A 17,179-nucleotide genomic window follows, 5' to 3' on the forward strand; every position below is an offset into this window, starting at 1 on the left:
TGGGAGCTCAGCCCCGGTCGGCGGCGAGGTCGCGCAGTGCGGCGCGGTCGACCTTTCCGTTCGCCGTCAGCGGCACGGCGTCCACGGTGACGATCCGGGCGGGAATCATGTAGGAGGGCAGCAGCGGGCGCAGGTGCGCGCGGACGTCCGCGATCGACGGTGCGCCGGCTGCGTCGGGCGACGGCGCCAGGAAGGCGACGAGTGTGCGGTCCGCGCCGTCACCGGTAAGGTCGACCACTGCGGCGCCGACGCGCGGGTGGCTCTCCAGCGCGGCCTCGATCTCGCCCGGCTCGACCCGGTGGCCGTTCACCTTGAGCTGGGTGTCGATCCGGTCGAGGAACTCGATGTTGCCGTCCTCCCGCCGGCGCACGAGGTCGCCCGTGCGGTAGAGCCGGGCCCCGGGCGGGCCGTACGGGTCGGGCACGAACTTCTCCGCCGTCAGCGCCGGACGCCCGTGATAGCCGCGGGCCACCCCGACCCCGCCCATGAGAAGCTCGCCCGCCACGCCCACGGGGACCTGCCGGCCCGCTTCGTCCACCACGTGGGCCTGGAGGTTGGCGATGGGGCGGCCGATCGGTGGCCTGCTCTCGCGCAGCCCGGGCGGGCACAGATAGTCCGTCGACGTGACGGTGACCTCGGTGGGCCCGTAGGTGTTGTGCACCTGCCGGTGCGGTGCCTGAAAACGGTCGGCCAGCTCGCCCGGGAGCGCCTCGCCCCCGATGTTGGCCATCCGCAGATCGGGGAGTCCGGCGGGGTCGAGGAGACGGGCCACAGCGGGCGGTATGTCCATCACGGTGACCCGTTCGTCGCGGATCAACGCGGTGAGCGCCCGTGGGTCGAGGAGGGTCAGACGCGCCCCCTGGACCAGGGTGATCCCGTTGCAGAGCGCGGCGAAGATGTCGAAGACGCTCACGTCGAAGCAGGGGTTCGCGAACTGCAGGATGCGGTCCGGCGATTCGAGCCGATAGGCCCGCCGGCAGTACTCGGTCATGTTGACCACCGAGCGGTGCTGGACGAGCGTGCCCTTGGGAGCTCCGGTCGATCCGGACGTGTAGAGCAAGTAGGCCAGGTTGTCGGGGAGGGCCGGGTAGTGCGGGTCGTCGCCGGGCAGTGCGGCCAACGACGCCGCGATGGCGGGCTCGTCCAGGCAGACCGGCAGGACGTCCTCGGGCAGCCTGGCGGCCGGCCCGCTCGTGGTGACCACGATCTCGCATCCGGCGTCCCGGACCATGTACGCCAGACGGCTCGCGGGCTGCTGTACGTCGAGCGGCAGATAGGCGGCGCCCGACTTGAGGATGCCGAGGAGCGTCACCGGCAGGTCGAGGCCGCGGTCGAGCAGGACGCCCACCACCGTCTCGGGGCCGATGCCGAGGCGGTGCAGATGCCGGGCCAGCCGGTTGGCACGTCGGTCCAGTTCGAGGTAGCTGAGCTCCTCGCCCTCGAACCGGCAGGCGGCCGTCCCGGGCCGTAGGGCCACCCATCGCTCGAAGGCATGGTGCACACAGAGTCCGGCCGTGTCCGCGTGGTCCTGCGTGGCACCGTACCGGTCGGCTTGGATGACGTGATCCACCGTCTTCGTCCCCCTGGGTTTTCGACACTGCCGGTGGGTCGACCCTGTCAGAACGTGGCGCTGCCACGTCGTAGGGATTCCTCCTGACTGTGTCCGTCCTTGCGGATCGCACATTCTCGGTACGGATGTCGTTGCCCGAGATGAAGCATGACCCGCGGCCAGGGAGGACCAACGTGGGCGGGACCCGTACACAGAACTTCGAGGCCGCACTGAGCCCGCAGGACGGCATGCCCTGCCTCCGGCTGACGTCGGCGGAGGCCGACACGCTGCGCGCGCTCGCCGAGGCCTTCGTCGAGGAGTTCGGCGCGGCCAGGCCCGCCGACCTCGAGCACCAGCTGGCCGAGATCGCCGTCCACGCACATCGCGTGCCGGAGCGGATGCGCTCCGTGCTGAACGGGTTCCGGCTGACGGGCCGCCCGAACGGCGGGCTGGTGCTTTCCGGCCTGCCGCTGGACGAGCAGGCCGTCGGTGCGACACCGCGCGACTACACCACTGCGCCGGACACCGCCGAGGTGACCACGGCGACGGCTCTCCTGCTGATGATCGGCTCCCTGCTCGGCGACCCCTTCTCCTACCTGTCGCAGCAGCGGGGCAAGCTGGTCCTGGACGTGTTTCCCATCGAGGGGCACGAGGGGGAGCAACTCGGCTCGAGCTCCACGACGTTGCTGGAGTGGCACAACGAGGACGCCTTCCATCCCCACCGGGCCGACTGGATCATGCTGCTCTGCCTGCGCAATCCGGACGCGGTGCCGACCATGTTCGCGTCGGCCCACGATCTGGAACTCGACGAGGAGCACCGCAAGGTCCTCTTCGAGGACCGGTTCGTGATCCTGCCCGACGAGTCGCACACGGCCCAGTTCAATGCGGCGACCACCGGGATCGACGACGGTGACGGCCAGGCGGCCGCTTTCGAACGCATACGACGGATGAACCACGAGCCGGAGCGGATCGCCATTCTGGGCGGCGACCCGGACATGCCCTACGTCCGGATCGACCCGGCGTTCATGCAGCGTGACCTGGGCGACGCCCTTGCCGAGCGGGCGCTGCAAGGCATTCTCGACGCCTTCGAGGCGCGCATGCGGGACGTGGCGTTGGCCCCCGGCGAGCTGCTGATCATCGACAACAAGCGGGCCGTGCACGGGCGCCGGCCCTTCAAGGCCCGCTACGACGGCACGGACCGCTGGCTGCGACGCATCAACGTCACCGCGGACCTGCGCAGTTCGGCAGGACGTCGCTTCGGCGCCCACGGGCGTGCCCTGGTCTGACCGCCAACTGCCACCTTCGGGAGACGTCATGACGCAGACCGCGCCCGCGCCGGGCGGCCTCCTGAAGCAACGGGACTTCCGTCTGTTCTGGACCGGCGACCTCGTCTCGCAACTCGGCTCGGAGATGACGCTGTTCGCCCTCCCGCTGGTGATGGTGAGCACATTGGACGCCTCCGGCACCCAGATCGGGCTGCTGGAGGCGTTCTACACGCTGCCGTTCTTCCTGCTGCCGCTGTTCGTCGGCGTGTGGCAGGAGCGCCGGGCCCGCCGGCCCGTGATGATCGCCACGGACCTCGCCCGATTCGTACTGGTCGCCACCATCCCGGTCGGCGCCGTGCTCGATGTGCTGTCCCTCGTGCACGTCTATGTGGTCGCCGTGCTCGTCGGGGCTCTCAGCGTGGTGTACGACATCGCCGCCCGGTCGTACCTGCCGCGCCTCGTCGCGCCGGAGCACCTCGGCTCGGCCAACAGCAAGATCACCGCTGACCAGGCCGTGAGCGCGACGATGGGTCCCGGTGGTGGTGGCTGGCTGGCCGGCGCGTTCGGGGCGGCCAGTGTGCTGTTCCTGGACGCGCTGAGCTATCTCGTCTCCGCGGTGGCGATGATCGCGGTCCGCACCCGGGAGGAGCCCGAGCCGCCGCCCGCCGAGCGAGATCTGCGCCGGGAGCTCGCCGAGGGCCTGCGTGCGGTGTTCGGCAATCCGCCGGTGCGTGCCATCGCCCTCCACGCGGCCATCTACAACGCCGGCGGATCGCTGGTCAACGTGGCCTTTCTGGTCTTCTTCGTGCGTCAGCTCGACATGGGCACGTTCGCCTACGGTCTGGTCACCGTGATCGGTGGGATCGGGGCGATCGGCGGGGCCGTCTGCGTGCCCCTCCTGTTCGAGCGGATCGGCTACGGCCCCAGTCTGCTGGTCGCTCTGGCTTTCTCCACCAACGCCTACTTCCTGCTGCCGCTGTGCACCGGCCCGGACACCGCGGTCTTCTGGGCGTCCGCGGCCGGCCTCTTCCTCGGTTACGCGGGCTCCGCCGCGGGCAGCGTGATCGCCGTGACGGTGCGGCAGAAGGTCACGCCACCCGAGCTGCACGCGCGTATGAACGCCACCTACCGGCTGATGAACTTCGGCACCATCCCGATCGGTGCGGCGCTCGCCGGTGTGCTGGTCGACGGCATCGGAGCGCGTACGACGCTGTGGGTGGCGCCCTTCGTCCTGCTGGCGTCGGTGATCCCGGTCGCCAACCGCACCATCTGGCGGCTGCGGCAGCTGTGAGACCGGGCCGGCGGCTCAGACCGCGGCCGCCAGCTCCCGGATGGTGTGCTCCCCCAGCACCTTCTCCACCGGCAGCTCGACGCCGAGTTCCCGTGCGCGCATCACCACGCGGACGGCCCGCAGGGAGTTGCCGCCGGCGGCGTAGAACTCGTCGTCGACGCCGACCGTTTCGACGTCGAGCACCTCGGCCCACAGCCGGCTGAGCAGCACCTCGGTCCGCGTGGTCGGCCGGCCGCCGAGCGCCTGGCGGTGCAGCGGCTCCCGTTGCGCCGCCTCCTCCGCCTCCGGGGCCGCCGTGACGGCCGGACTGCGGTCGGCCAGCGGGCAGGGCAGCTGCGACACCGCCGCTCCGGGGTTCGCCGACGCACCTCGCAGCACGGTGACGACGGACCGGGCCAACAGGTCCGCGGTCTCCTGGGTGAACAGGTCCGACTGGAGCACCACTGAGCCACTGAGTGCGTCGTCGGCTCCATCGAGATCGACGGTCACCTCGAAGTGGGCGCGCTCCTGGAGCAGTGGCACCGGTTCGATCCTCAGTCCGGCGGCCTCCAACGCCTGCGGCAGCCATGTGTTGTTCACGGCCAGCATGGTCTGCGCCAACGGGGTGCGGCCCGGGCGCCGCTGCGGCTTCAGGGTGTCGACCAGCACCTCGAAGGGCACGTCGGGGCGCTGGTAGGCGCCCAGGCAGCGTTCCCGTACCTGCCGGAGCAGGCTGAGGAAGTCGGGATCACCCGACAGGTCGAGGCGTACGGGAAGGGTGTTCACGAAGAAGCCGACGAGCGACTCCAGTTCGGTCTGGGTGCGGCCGGCGAAGGGCAGTCCGACGACGACGTCGCGCTGCCCGGTCCAGCGGGCGAGCACCGTGGCGTAGGCCGCGAGCACCACCATGAAGGGGGTGACGTCCCCGTCCGACGCCACCGCCCGGAGCTGACGGATCATGAGAGCGGGCGGCGCCAGCGGCGCGTGCACCGTCCCGTAGTCCGGTGTCCCGCCCGGAAGCCTGTCCACGGGCAGCCGGAGCGGTTCACACTCGGTCAACTGCTCTTTCCAGTAGGCCAGTTGGTCATCGAGCTCACCCTCGTCCCAGCGCTGCTTCTGCCAGGCCGCGAAGTCCGCGTACTGCACCTGCAACTCGGGCAGTACATCCAGCCGTTCGCCCCGGACCGCGGGCGGGTAGAGCGCCGTGAGCTCGCTCAGCAGCACGCCCAGCGACCAGCCGTCGGCCACCGCGTGGTGCACCACCACGGCGAACAGGTGCTCCTCGGGAGCCACCCGCATCAGCCGACAGCGGATGAGCGGTCCCCGCCCCAGATCGAAGGGGATCTCGGCGAGGCGGCGCGCCTCCGCGAGCGCCGCCTCGTGGCCGCCGTCCACGTCCTCGACCGTGAGCCGCACCGGCTCCGGCGCGCGCACCACCTGCACGACCTCGGCGCCCTCCAGCTCCAGCACCGTCCGCAGCACCTCGTGCCGCTCCACCACTTCGGTCATCGCCGCGGCCAGGGCGTCCGGGTCGAGGCTGCCGCGCAGCCGCAGTCCCACCGCCTCGTTGTACAGCGGGGTGTCCGGCTGGATCTGTTCCAGCAGCCACAGCCGTTGCTGGCCGAACGAGGCGGGCAGCACGAAAAGGTCTTCGGTCATCTTGGCTCCCGCGGAGTGAAGGAATACCTCGGTGGCCGGCTACGGCTACCGGTAGTCGCGCAGCAGCGCGGTCATGCACTGGGTGCCGAACTCCAGCGCCTCGACGGGGATCCGCTCGTCGGCGCGGTGCAGCAGCGTGCGGTACGGGCTGCCCGCCGGCACCTTCATCGGCAGCCAGCCGTAGCAGCGGATGCCCAACTGGGCGAAGAAACCGGCGTCGGTGGAGGCCGGCGACATCATCGGCAGCGGCGCGGCGTCAGCGTCGGCCTTGCGGGTGATGTCGGCAAGCGTCTCGTAGAAGCCGCCGAACTCGGGCTCCGGGATCCGGCTCTGGTCCACGGCGAAGCCTTCGACCAGCAGCTCCAGGGGCGGTTCGGGGCCGATGAGGGCCCGCAGTTCGGAGACGAACTCATCCCTGGTGTGGTCGCCGGGCAGGATACGGCCGTCCAGGTCGACGGTGATCTCGCCCGGCACCACGTTGATCTTGTCGCCGGCCCGGACGACGGTGGGGTTCACCGTGTTGCGCAGCAACGAGTCGATCTGCAGGGCCTGGTCCTCCGGCAGTCCGACCGGGGGCGCGTCACTGTCGTCGTCCCGGAGCGAGCGCAGCCGGCCGGCGAGGGGGTCGGGCAGGTGCCCGGCCAGCTCGGTCAGCATGCGGTGGGCGGCCGGACCGAGGTGGCGCGGCAGCCGCACGCCGCTCAGGGCGGTCAGCAGGTGTCCGAGCTGCCGCATGGGGGTCTGCGGCGGTGCCAGGCGCGAGGCGTGGCCGCCGGGGCCCCGCAGCGTCACCCGGAACCAGCAGGCGCGCTTCTCCGCGACAACGATCGGATGGAAGCGCTGCCCGCCGAGTTCGATGCCCGCTCCGCCCTCCTCGCCCACCGCGTACCGGATCCCGGAGAACAGCTCGGGGTGCTCGCGGGTCAGCCACCGGGCTCCGGCGATGCTGCCGTGCTCCTCGTCGGCGACCACCGCGAGGACGACATCTCCGGCCGGCCGCTGCCCCGCCTCGTGCAGACGGGCCAGCGACGACACCATCATCGCCAGGCCGCCCTTCATGTCGACGGAACCGCGGCCCCACACCTCACCGTCGACCAGCCTTGCCTCGAAGGGCGGGTGCCGCCAGTCCTGTCCGGTGACCGGCACGACGTCGGAGTGCCCGTGCAGGAGCAGCGGCGGGGCCACGCCACGGCCGGGGAAACGTACGATCAGATTCGCCCGGTCCCGGCTCGGGCCCAGGACTTTGATGTCCAGGTCGTCGCGGTGGGCGAACCGGTCGATCAGGTACTCGACGCAGGCGATCTCGTCGCCGGGCGGGTTGGTGGTGTCGATGCGGATCAGGTCCTGGAGCAGCGGCACCGGGTTCGTGAGCGAGTTCATGGGTCACTCCGAGGTCGGTTCGTACGCCGCGGCCAGCAACCGGGCTGCTTCCAGGCGTAGTTGGGTCGGACTGCCGAGCCGCACGCAGTCCACGGCGGCGCACCGGTAGAACACCGAGACGTCGTACTCCTCGGTGAGTCCGGCGGCGCCGTGCAGGTGTACGGCCTCCGCCGTGGCCTCGCGGGCCAGGTCGGCGGCGAGGAAGAGGGCCTGCGCGCCGGTCAGCCGTATGTCCGCGCCGCTGTCGGCGTCGTGGGCCACCGCGTGCACCAGGCTGCTCACGGCGGTGGCCTCGGCGGCCAGCGCCGCGAGCCGGAAGGCGGGGGCCTGCTGCTTGGCCAGCGGGCGGTCGAAGGCCGAGCGCTGTTGCAGCCTGTCGACCGTGAGTTCCAGCGCAGCGCGTGTCAGGCCGGTGAGATAGGCGGCCTGTTGGAGCCTGCCACGGGCCAGGGCGGCAGAGTAGTGCGGTCCCGCGGTGATCAGACCGTCGGTGACCGCCGCCACCCCGTCGAGGGCGACCCGGTAGAGGTCCCCGCGCCCGATGTCGTCCTGGCGGTGCAGGCGCACGCCGGGTCCGTCGGCCGGGATCAGCGCGTGGCCGTCCTCGCCGATCACCAGCAGGAAGTCGGCCTCGGCGGCGAAGGCGACGAAGCGCCGGGTGCCGCTGACCAGGCCACGTGCCGGGTCCAGCGCGAGGGGCGCGGGCATGCCCGGTTCGTCCGCGGCGTGTTCCCGGACGGCGAGGGCGCAGGTTCGTTCCCCCGACGCCATCGAGGTGAGGAGCTTGTCGTGACGGCCGTCGGCTGCCAGCAGGTCGGCCGCGATCATGGTGTCCAGGTAGGGGCTCTGATAGAGCGCGGGTCCCATCAGCTCGGCCGCCCGCACCCGGCCCGCCATGGCGTCGGCCGGTCCCCCCAGCCGGGGCGGCAGCGCCGGGCGCAGGCCGTCCAGTTCGGCGAGGGTGGACCACACGCCCCGGCGGACCTCGGTCTCCTCCTCGTCCGGCGGTACGGGCCCGGCGCCCTTGGCTCGGGCGCCGAGGCGACGCAGGACCGGATTGAGTTCCTCGTGGAAGAGTTCGGCGACGTTCACAGCAGACCCAGTCCATTGGTCGCGATGAGATAGAGCATGATCTCGGAGGTGCCCGATGCCAGGCGGTGGGCGGGCCCGAGGCGGTAGTTCGCTTCCAGCAGTCCCTGGGCGGGCGCTTCCCCGTCCCAGGCGGAGAGGACACCGCCGGCGCCCTCGAGGTCCATGCCGGCGCGCAGGACGGGCCGGAACTGCTCACTCGCGTACCACTTCGACATCGCCGAGGCGACCGGGTCGGCTCGGCCGGTGGCGAGGTTGTGGACCATCTCCCAGGCCAGGGAACGGGCGGCCCGCAACTTTGCGTCCAGTTCGACCAGTTGCAGGGCGTAGGCCGGATCGGCGAGCCGGCCGGTCTCGGCGGCCCGCCGGATGATCAGGTCGAGCAGTCGTCGCGCCTTGCCGTGGAAGTCGATGCCCGTGCGCTCGAGTTGGAGCAGTTCGTTGAGCTGCCACCAGCCCTCGTCGACGGTGCCGACGACGTCCGCCGCGGTGAGCCGTACTCCGTCGATCACCACCAGGTTGAAGCGGTCGTTCTGGATGCTCGGCACCGGTTCGATGTGCACGCCGGGTGACCGGACCGGCAGCAGGAACAGGGTGATCCCGTGCATGCCGACCGCGCCGTCGGTGGTGCGGGCAGCGCACAGCGAGAAGTCGGCGAACTGGGTCTTCATGTTGAAGACCTTGGTGCCGTACAGCCGCCAGCCCTCTCCGTCGCGCTCCGCCCGGGTGCGCAGCGCGGACAGGTCGGAGCCTGCCTCGGGTTCGGTGAACAGGACACTGGCGGTCTGCTCACCCCGGGCGAGTGCGGGCAGGTACCGGCTCTTCTGCGCCTCGGTGCCCGACTTGAGCAGGAACATGCCGACGATGTCGATGCTCAGGACGTGGACGTCGTCGGGCACTCCGGCGAGCGTCATCTCCTCGGTGACGACCGCCGCCTCCGGGGCGCCGAGGCCGAGGCCGCCGTAGGCGACCGGCCAGTTCGGGGCGAGCCATCCGCGTTCGCCGAGCAGCCGGTAGAGGTCGAGACGGGCGGCCTCCTCGTCGGGGCGGTGCCCGGCGACGGCCGCGAGGGTGCGCTGTGCCTCGGGGCCGCGGAGGAACCGTCGCACCTCCTGCCGGAAGGCGTCGTGGCTGAGGGCGACCGGAGGTGCGGAGCTGGTCACTGTGTCTCCTCCAAATGCGCGAGGATCGCCGACAGTTCGTCGTCGGACGCCTCGTCCAGCTCGCTCGTCTCCACCAGTTCGGCGAGTTCGGCGATGGTGGAGCGGACGAACAGCTGACGCAGCTCCACCTCCACACCGAACGCGGTGCGGATCCGGGAGGCCAGCTGGGTCACCTTGAGCGAGTTGCCGCCGACGGCGAAGAAGCTGTCGTGGACGTCGATCTCGAGCGTCCCGTCGAGCAGTTCACGCCAGATCTCGGCGAGCATCAGCTCGGTCCGGGTGCTGGGCGGTACGGCCCTGCGGACGGCGCCCGCGCCGGGTTCCGGCAGCCGCTTGCGGTCCAGCTTCCCGCTGCCGGCCCGGGGCAGCTCGGGCAGTTCCACGAAGGTCGCGGGGACCAGGTGGGCGGGCAGCAGTCCGGTCAGATGCCTGCGCAGTTCCTCGGGAGTGACCTGCATGCCGGCGGTGACGGTCATGTAGCACACCAGCCGGGCGTCGGCGCCGGAACCCGACACGATCACCACGGCCTCGTCGACGGCGTCATGGCCTTGCACCGCCTGCTCGATCTCGCCGGGTTCGACGCGCAGTCCGCGGATCTTGATCTGGTTGTCCACCCGGCCCAGGAACGCGAGGTTGCCGTCGCTCCGCCGGACCACGAGGTCCCCGGTGCGGTACAGCCTGGCTCCGGGGGCGCCGAAGGGGTCGGGCACGAAGCGCTCAGCGGTGAGCCCGGGCTGGTGGGCGTACCCGCGGGCCACGCCGATGCCACCGATGAGGAGTTCGCCGGGGACGCCGTCCGGCACCGGGTTGCCGTACCGGTCCACGACGTGGGCCTGGTAGTTCGCCATCGGGGTGCCGATCGGCGGCATGCTGGTGTACGTGCCGTCCGGGCAGAGGTAGTCGATGCAGGCGACGGTGGCCTCGGTCGGGCCGTACCCGTTGTGGAACTCTCGCCCCGGGATGTTCCATCGGTTCACGAGCTCGCCCGGGAACGCCTCGAGTCCCACGAACAGGGCGCGCAGTTCGGGGAAGGTGCTCTCGTCGAGCAGTCCGAGGACGGCCGGCGGCAGATCGGTGACCGTGACCCGCTCCGTGCGCATCAGGTCGGCCAGCCGCTCGGGGTCGAGCAGGGTCGCCTTGGGCGCCTGCACGAGTTGGGCTCCGGAGCACAGGCAGCTGAAGAAGTCGAACAGGCTGACGTCGTAGGCCGGGTTGGCGAACTGAAGCACTCGGTCGCCCACTTGGAGGGCGAACATGTCGATGCTCGCCCGGGTGAAGTTGACGATGCTCCGATGCTCGACCTGGACGCCCTTGGGTTTCCCGGTGGAACCGGACGTGAAGATCACGTAGGCGAGGTTGTCCGGTCGCACGCCGAGGCGCGGCCGTTCGGTGGGCTGCTCGTCGAGGGCGGGGTCGTCCACGCAGACGGCTGTGACACCGGCCGGGAGCAGGGCGGCCTTGTCGCGGGTGGTCACCACCGTGGTGCAACGTGCCTCGGTCAGGACGCTCTCCCAGCGGACGGCCGGGTGGTCGGGGTCGAGAGGCAGATAGGCGCCGCCCGCCTTCTGGATGCCGAGGAAGGCGGCGGGCAGCTCGGGCCCCCGGTCCAGCAGGACGGCGACCACGCTCTCCGGGCCCGTGCCGGCCTGGCGCAGGGACCATGCCATCCGGTTGGCGTCCTGCTCCAGTTCCCGGTAGGTGCGACGGCGGCCGGCGAAGGATGTGGCCACGGCGTCGGGTGCCCGGTCCACCACCGACTCGAACAGTTCGTGCAGGCATCCGTCCGGTACGGGCGCGGGGTTGCAGCTCGTCTCGGTCAGCCGCTCGTACTCCGGCTCGGTGAGCATGGGCAGCCGGCTGAGGGGGAGGTCCGGGTCGGCGGCCACCGCCGACAGGATCCGTTCGTAGTGCCCGAAGAGCCGCTCCACCCGGTCCGCGTCGTAGAGATCGGTGGAGTACTCCGCCCACAGCCGCAGGCCCTCCGGCACTTCGGTGAGCTGTACCGCGAGATCGAAACGAGCGGTGTCGCCGTCCGCGGGATACGCGGCGACCTCGACGTCCCCGATCCGGGCCGACTCCACGCCCGCGTGCTGGAGCGTGAAGGACGTCTGGAACAGCGGGTTGCGGCTCGGATCGCGCTCGGGGCGCAGCTCGTCGACCAGTCGGCCGAACGGCAGCTCCTGATGGAAGTGAGCGCCGAGGACGGTCTCGTTGGCGCGGGCGAGGAGTTCGCGGAACGTCGGGTCGCCGGCCGTGGAGCAGCGCAGCACGACCGTGTTGGCGAAGAAGCCGACCAGCGACTCGATCTCGGGGCGCTCGCGGCCCGAGAACACCGAGCCGAGGACGATGTCGTCCTGGCCGGTGTAGCGGTCGCACAGGGCCATGAAGGCGGACAGCACCACGGTGAGCAGCGTGACCCGTTCGGACCGGGCGAGCTGGTTCAGGGCGGTGCCCAGCTCCGGCGGCAGCAGCCGGTCCGTGGTGGCACCGGCGCCGGAGGGGACGGGTGGGCGGGGCCGGTCCGTAGGCAGGTCGAGGGTCGGCAGGTCGGTGAGCCGGCCCTTCCAGTACGTCAGGTGTTCGTCCAGGACGGCTCCGGTGACCCGGCCGCGCTGCCAGACGGCGTAGTCGGCGTACTGCACGGCCAGTTCGGGCAACTGCGCCGGCGTCCCGGTGTGCTCCGCCTCGTAGAGATGGAACAACTCGCCGACCAGGATGGGCAGGGACCATCCATCGCTGGCGATGTGGTGCAGGGCCAGGACGAGTACGTACTCACGCGCCGCGGTGCGCACCAGGTGAGCGCGCAGGACCGGGCCCTTCTCGAGGTCGAACGGCTCCTGGACCAGGCCGAGCAGGAAAGCCCTGACCTCTTCGTCGCCGGCGCCCTTCAGGTCAGTCACGGGAAACGGCACGGCACCTCGCGGCTCCGCGATGTCCTGGTAGGGCACGCCGTCGCGCAGGGGGTAGCGGGTGCGCAGGATCTCGTGCCGGTCGACCAGGGCGTTCAGCGCCCTGCTCAGCGCCTGCTCGTCGAGGTCGGCACGGAGCGACAGGACGATCGGGGCGTTGTAGACGGCCTTGCCGGGATCCAGCTGGTCGAGGAACCACAGCCGTTGCTGGGTGAACGACAGCGGCAGCTCCCGGTCGCGGGCGACCGGGACCACCCGCTCGCCGGTGCCCCGCACGCCTGCGCGCTGGCGTGCGCGCAAGGCCAGCAGGCTCCTGCGGGTGTCCGCGAGGCTCTTCCCGCCGTTGTTCGCTGGATTGGACATGTCACAGACTCCCGAGCGTTGCGGTGAACCTGACCCTGGTGCCGGCGCCGTCGAGCGCGGCGCTCACCGGGTCGGGGACGCGGCCGTCGGCAATCACCACCGTGCCCACCCCGGCGTCCAGCGCCGCGCGGGCGGCTTGCAGCTTCGCGGTCATGCCGCCGTGCACCGCCGCCTCGGTCACCGGGTCGTCCGAGAGCTCGATCTCCGGTACCAGGGAACTCTCGTCGGCGGGATCGCGCAGTACCCCCGGCGCGGTGGTCAGCAGCACGAGCCGTACGGGACGTGTGTCGGCCAGCGCACCGGCGATCGCCGCCGCCAGCCGGTCCGCGTCCACGTTGACCGCCCCCTCGGCGCCGAGCGCAGGCGGGGAGACGACGGGCAGACAGCCCGCCTCCAGCAGGGTGACCAGCACGGTGGGGTCGACGTCCCGGATGCGGCCGCTGTGGTCGTCACGGACGACGACGGTGCGCCCGTCCAGGACGGCCCGGTGGGCGGCGGTGCGCTTGGCGGTCACCAACCGCGCGTCCATCCCGGTCAGTCCGACCGGCCGGGCCCCGTGCCGGGCCAGCGCAGCCACCAGCGCGGGCTTGATCTTGCCCACCAGCGCCATCAGCAGCACCTCGAGGGTGGCGGGGTCCGTGTACCGGCTGGACGAGCCGCTCGGCGTGGTCAGTCGGCGCTGCGGCACGCCTAGCCGGTCGGCGAGCCGGTCGAGTTCGACGGCCCCGCCGTGCACCAGGACGGTGCGGCCGACCGGGAGGCGCGCCAGGTCGCGGCAGATGTCGTCCTGTGCGTGGGAGAGCCCGCCGCCGCACTTGACCACCGTGATCTCGTCAGTCATCGAACCACCTCAAGCCGGGTGCAGGCCGGGGAAGTCGAGCCCGAGCGACTCGTTCCAGCCCATCCGGATGTTCAGGCACTGAACGGCGTTCCCGGCCCCGCCCTTGACCAGGTTGTCGAGTGCGCCGACCAGGAGCAGTTGGCCGTCGGCGGGGTCGAGCGCGAAGCCGACGTCGCAGTGGTTGGAGCCGATCAGGATCTTCGGCTCCGGCAGCCGGTAGTTGCCGCGCCGGTAGGTGACGACACGGACGAACGGCTCCGCCGCGTAGGCAGCCCGATAGGCGGCCCGTATGTCCGCCTCGGTGAGGTCACGGCTCGCGGTGGCCCGGCAGAGCACCTGGACGCCGCGCACGGCGTCCACGCCGGTGGCCGTCATCCGCACTTCCAGGCCCGTCGCCTGCGCGATCTCGGCCTGGTGGCGATGGTTCAGCGGGGCGAACACCCGCAGCACGCCGCTGCGTTCGGCGTGCAGATTCATCTCACCGGCCGAGGCGCCCGATCCGCTGGAGCCGACCCTGCCGTCCACCGTGACGTGTGGCGCCAGCAGTCCGGCGACGGCCAGCGGCCGCAGGGCCAGGATGGCGGCGGTGGCCATGCAGCCGGGCACACTGACGGAGTCGGCGGTGCGCAGCGCCGCACGGTCGGCTTCCGGCAGCCCTCGGGTCGCCGTGCCGAGGAGTTCCGGGGCGGGATGCTCGCCGTAGAACTCCCGGTACCGGTCGTGGTCGGTGAGGCGCAGGTCGGGGCTGAGGTCGTAGACGTGCTTGGCCCGGGCCACCAGCGCGTGGCGCTGGTCCGTGTCGGTGCCCATCGAGCCGGTGAGGAACAGCACGTCGCACTCGGGCAGTCGCTCCGGAGCTACATACGCGAGATCGACGCGGCCCCGCAGGTTCGGGTGACTTCCGTCCACCCTTCGGCCGACCAGCCGGGCCGAGGTGACCGCGGTGATGTCCACCTCCGGGTGGCCGGAGAGGATACGGAGCAGTTCTCCTCCGATATAGCCGGCGCCGCCGACGACCCCGACGCTGATCACTCGCCCCAGTCCTCCTCGACCTCCGGCGCCACGGCGACCAGCAGCGGGTCGAGGGAAATGACTTCGAGTTCACCCGCACAATCACCGCATTCGATGATTTCGTTGAGCTCGGGCTTTTCCTTGACTTCCACGTCCGAGACACATTCAGGGCAGGCCACGATCATTTATTTCCTCCACCCATGGGAACGCATTCAACACCTAGAGGCTGTCGAAATCGCGGGCTCGGGGACAGTAGGGGAAACCCCTGACAGGTAGTCCGCCATGGCTTCCAGTGCGTGTTCGTGAGCGGCGACGAGCCGGATCGAGCGGCGCCGCAGGCCGGCCACGGCGCCGGCCCGGTCGGAGCGTGCGGTGGCGACCGCGATCCGCAGCGCCGACCAGTGGTGCGCGACCGCGTCGACGAGCCGGGAGAGCTCCAGCAGACGACTGTCGCCGAAGCGCCGTCCGGACAGCTCCAGGAAGGAGGCGTGCAGGCCGGTCACCGCGAGGACGGGTCCGGCCACGATGAACACCTCGTCCACCACCTCCCCGGTGTCCGGCAGCCGCTCCCAGGCGCCGGTGAGGAAGTCGCCCAGACCGGCCAGCCCCGAGGTCCGCGGATCGTCCGGTGCGGTGAGGCCGCGCAGGTTCCCGGTGATCACCCGGCGGACGAAGGCGGGGTCGAACTCCGGGGGCGAGGGCGGGAAGTCCACCTGCAGCCAGCGGTTGCCGATCGGATTGGCGGTGAAGAACATGTCGCGGTCGTGTCGCGCCGGATTCCCGGAGTCGCGGGCGGCGGTGAGGGCGTCCAGCGGGATCGTCCCCTGGAAGGCCGGCGGCACCGGGTCGGCCACCAGGACCTCGGCCCGTTCGTCGTCGAAGCCGTGGACCACCAGCAGGTGGTTGGTGTGTACGTCCCGGTACGCGGGCCGGAACGGCAGGTGGTAGTTGTCCGCGGCCACGGCGACGGCGCGGCCCGCGATCAGCTCGGCGCGTACCTCCTGCCAGCCCTGCGCGGCGTCCGCCGGAGTGTGCCAGCGCGAGCGGATCCCGTGGTAGGGCGCCAGACCGCTGAACAGCGAGTCGGCGAACCCGGGCAGGTAGTACTCCTCCCGCCGCAGATCGCCCGGGTAGTGGAACCCCCAGGCGGCACCGAGGACGAGCACGGGGTCCATTCCGCGCTGGGCGATCAGCACCCCGGCGGCGGTGTGCAGGCAGTGGCCGAGTTCGTGCCGCCAGTGGCGGACCTGGTCCAGTTCAACCCGCACGGCGCACCTCCGTGTCCGTCACCGCGGTGAGGGCGAACACATGCATGGCGGGGTTGTCCGGCAGGCGCAGTGCGACCAGTTCCCCCGGCACGGTCACCGGGACGCGCTGCTGCCAGATGACGGGCCTGTGCCCGTGCTGGGTGTGCCGGGGGTAGCGCAGGCCCTTCGCGCGGAATGCCTCCGGTTCGCCGAACCAGGCCTCCGTCTCGGGCCAGAAGTCCGACATCCGCAGCCATGCGGTGCGGGTCGCACCGTCGGCGTAGTGCAGCTCCACCTCGTCCTCGGTGCGCCGTTCGGCGGCGCCGAGGAGGTAGAACCAGTCGTAGTGGCCCGGCGGCAGGCTGATCAGCTGCCCACGGCAGCGGATGTTGTCGCCTTTGCCGGTCGCTCGCGGCGGGAACTCGAATTCCACTCCGGCGACCGTCACCGAGGATCCCGGAGAGGGAAGGTCCTCGGCAGGGAACGTGTTGCGCCAGATATTGAAGCCGTAATCGTCGCCGGCGCCGGACTTTCCGATACCGAGATTGTCACAGACAGCCGACACATCTATGACGGTGCTTATCATTTGGGGATGCACGTGAACCTCATAAGTTCCGTTCCGGGAAAACTGGCCGAATCGGTGTCCCGGGTCATCAGGGCCGCCTATTCCGCGGGCGATCTCGTGCCCGGTCTGCCGACCGCCGACGGGGCCCGGGTCCCCACCGGCGAACTCCTGGACGACGTCGCCGCCGGACAACTGCTCTGGGTGGCCGAGCTCTCGGGGCGGGTGGTGGGCACCGTGCGGGCCGTACGCAGCTCCCCCCAGGTCTGGGAGGTGCGGCGGCTGGCCGTCTCCCCGTCCTGCCGCGGTACCGGGGCGGCACGCAGGCTGCTGCGGCAGCTGGAGGCGGAGGCGCTGGCGCGCGGTGTGTCCCGGGTGGCACTCGACGCCGTCGTGGAGCGGGGCAACCCGGCGTTCTACGCCCGCGTCGGCTACCGCACCGTGCGGCACTTCCCCGCCGGCGACAAACCCCTGTCCGAGGTACGGATGGAGCGCGATCCGCGTGCGGTGCCGACGCCGGTAGCGCACGACGCCGCTCCGGCCGGCCCCGGCCTGCTGCTCGACTGGCGGACGGCGCCCGGCGGGACCGTCTGCCGTCCCCGGCTGCTGTCCGGCGACGAAGTACCGGCCGCCGGGACGGTCAGTTCGCTCGGAGCCGACTTCTGGCCGTCCGCCGATGCCGCCCAACTTCCCCTCGTACACGACACCCTGGTACGGGAGGGCAGGCCGACAGGGAACGGCGAGGTGTTCTTCGACCGGCCGGCCTCTCAGGTCGCCGCCTTCCGCACACCGCGGCAGGCACACCCCGAACTGCTGGCCTGGTGGCGCAGTCCTATCGCGCGCCACCAGGCCGCGGTCGGGCGATGACCGG

14 protein-coding genes are annotated in these 17,179 nt (G+C 71.2%); 3 read left to right on the forward strand and 11 right to left on the reverse strand.

What is annotated here, in order from left to right:
* Nucleotides 1-7: 7 nt before the first annotated feature.
* On the reverse strand, nt 8-1,570 hold the full coding sequence (locus AB5J55_RS03940; RefSeq protein WP_369269301.1) for an amino acid adenylation domain-containing protein: 1,563 nt from the start codon (nt 1,568-1,570) through the stop codon (nt 8-10).
* A 173-nt stretch (nt 1,571-1,743) separates the two neighbouring features.
* On the opposite strand from AB5J55_RS03940, the gene gntD reads away from it, so the two are divergent.
* On the forward strand, nt 1,744-2,835 hold the full coding sequence (gene gntD / locus AB5J55_RS03945) for a guanitoxin biosynthesis L-enduracididine beta-hydroxylase GntD (protein ID WP_369269302.1): 1,092 nt from the start codon (nt 1,744-1,746) through the stop codon (nt 2,833-2,835).
* A 28-nt stretch (nt 2,836-2,863) separates the two neighbouring features.
* The gene (locus tag AB5J55_RS03950) at nt 2,864-4,105 is read left to right on the forward strand and encodes an MFS transporter (protein ID WP_369269303.1); all 1,242 of its coding nucleotides are present in this window, start codon (nt 2,864-2,866) and stop codon (nt 4,103-4,105) included.
* A 15-nt stretch (nt 4,106-4,120) separates the two neighbouring features.
* On the opposite strand, the gene AB5J55_RS03955 is transcribed toward AB5J55_RS03950, so the two are convergent.
* Genes AB5J55_RS03955 through AB5J55_RS04000 form a run of 10 tightly spaced genes read right to left on the reverse strand, consistent with a single transcriptional unit; the run spans nt 4,121 to nt 16,311 of the window.
* The gene (locus AB5J55_RS03955) at nt 4,121-5,743 is read right to left on the reverse strand and encodes a condensation domain-containing protein (protein WP_369269304.1); all 1,623 of its coding nucleotides are present in this window, start codon (nt 5,741-5,743) and stop codon (nt 4,121-4,123) included.
* A gap of 45 nt (nt 5,744-5,788) precedes the next feature.
* Nucleotides 5,789-7,123, reverse strand: a complete 1,335-nt coding sequence (locus tag AB5J55_RS03960) for a M20/M25/M40 family metallo-hydrolase (RefSeq protein WP_369269305.1) — start codon at nt 7,121-7,123, stop codon at nt 5,789-5,791.
* 3 nt (nt 7,124-7,126) lie between these two features.
* Nucleotides 7,127-8,215, reverse strand: a complete 1,089-nt coding sequence (locus AB5J55_RS03965; RefSeq protein ID WP_369269306.1) for an acyl-CoA dehydrogenase family protein — start codon at nt 8,213-8,215, stop codon at nt 7,127-7,129.
* Nucleotides 8,212-9,375 carry an acyl-CoA dehydrogenase family protein gene (locus AB5J55_RS03970; RefSeq protein WP_369269307.1) on the reverse strand — a complete coding sequence of 388 codons (1,164 nt, stop codon included), beginning with the start codon at nt 9,373-9,375 and terminating at the stop codon, nt 8,212-8,214. Before AB5J55_RS03970 ends, AB5J55_RS03965 begins: the two co-directional genes overlap by 4 nt.
* Entirely contained in the window at nt 9,372-12,647 is a 3,276-nt protein-coding gene (locus tag AB5J55_RS03975; protein WP_369269308.1) for an amino acid adenylation domain-containing protein, read from the reverse strand. Before AB5J55_RS03975 ends, AB5J55_RS03970 begins: the two co-directional genes overlap by 4 nt.
* 1 nt (nt 12,648) lies before the next feature.
* A complete protein-coding gene (locus tag AB5J55_RS03980; protein ID WP_369269309.1) occupies nt 12,649-13,488 on the reverse strand; it encodes a [LysW]-aminoadipate kinase in 840 nt (279 codons plus the stop codon).
* Nucleotides 13,489-13,497: 9 nt separating this feature from the next.
* Complete coding sequence (gene argC / locus AB5J55_RS03985; protein WP_369269310.1) at nt 13,498-14,520, reverse strand: N-acetyl-gamma-glutamyl-phosphate reductase; 1,023 nt, start codon at nt 14,518-14,520, stop codon at nt 13,498-13,500.
* Nucleotides 14,517-14,684, reverse strand: coding sequence for a lysine biosynthesis protein LysW (gene lysW / locus AB5J55_RS03990; RefSeq protein ID WP_369269311.1), 168 nt, complete (start codon nt 14,682-14,684; stop codon nt 14,517-14,519). Before lysW ends, argC begins: the two co-directional genes overlap by 4 nt.
* A gap of 27 nt (nt 14,685-14,711) precedes the next feature.
* The gene (locus AB5J55_RS03995) at nt 14,712-15,767 is read right to left on the reverse strand and encodes a BtrH N-terminal domain-containing protein (RefSeq protein WP_369269312.1); all 1,056 of its coding nucleotides are present in this window, start codon (nt 15,765-15,767) and stop codon (nt 14,712-14,714) included.
* Nucleotides 15,757-16,311, reverse strand: coding sequence for a hypothetical protein (locus AB5J55_RS04000; protein WP_369269313.1), 555 nt, complete (start codon nt 16,309-16,311; stop codon nt 15,757-15,759). Before AB5J55_RS04000 ends, AB5J55_RS03995 begins: the two co-directional genes overlap by 11 nt.
* A 27-nt stretch (nt 16,312-16,338) precedes the next feature.
* On the opposite strand from AB5J55_RS04000, the gene AB5J55_RS04005 reads away from it, so the two are divergent.
* The gene (locus AB5J55_RS04005; protein ID WP_369269314.1) at nt 16,339-17,175 is read left to right on the forward strand and encodes a GNAT family N-acetyltransferase; all 837 of its coding nucleotides are present in this window, start codon (nt 16,339-16,341) and stop codon (nt 17,173-17,175) included.
* Nucleotides 17,176-17,179: the final 4 nt, after the last annotated feature.

Source organism: Streptomyces sp. R11 (assembly GCF_041051905.1).
Taxonomy (GTDB): domain Bacteria; phylum Actinomycetota; class Actinomycetes; order Streptomycetales; family Streptomycetaceae; genus Streptomyces.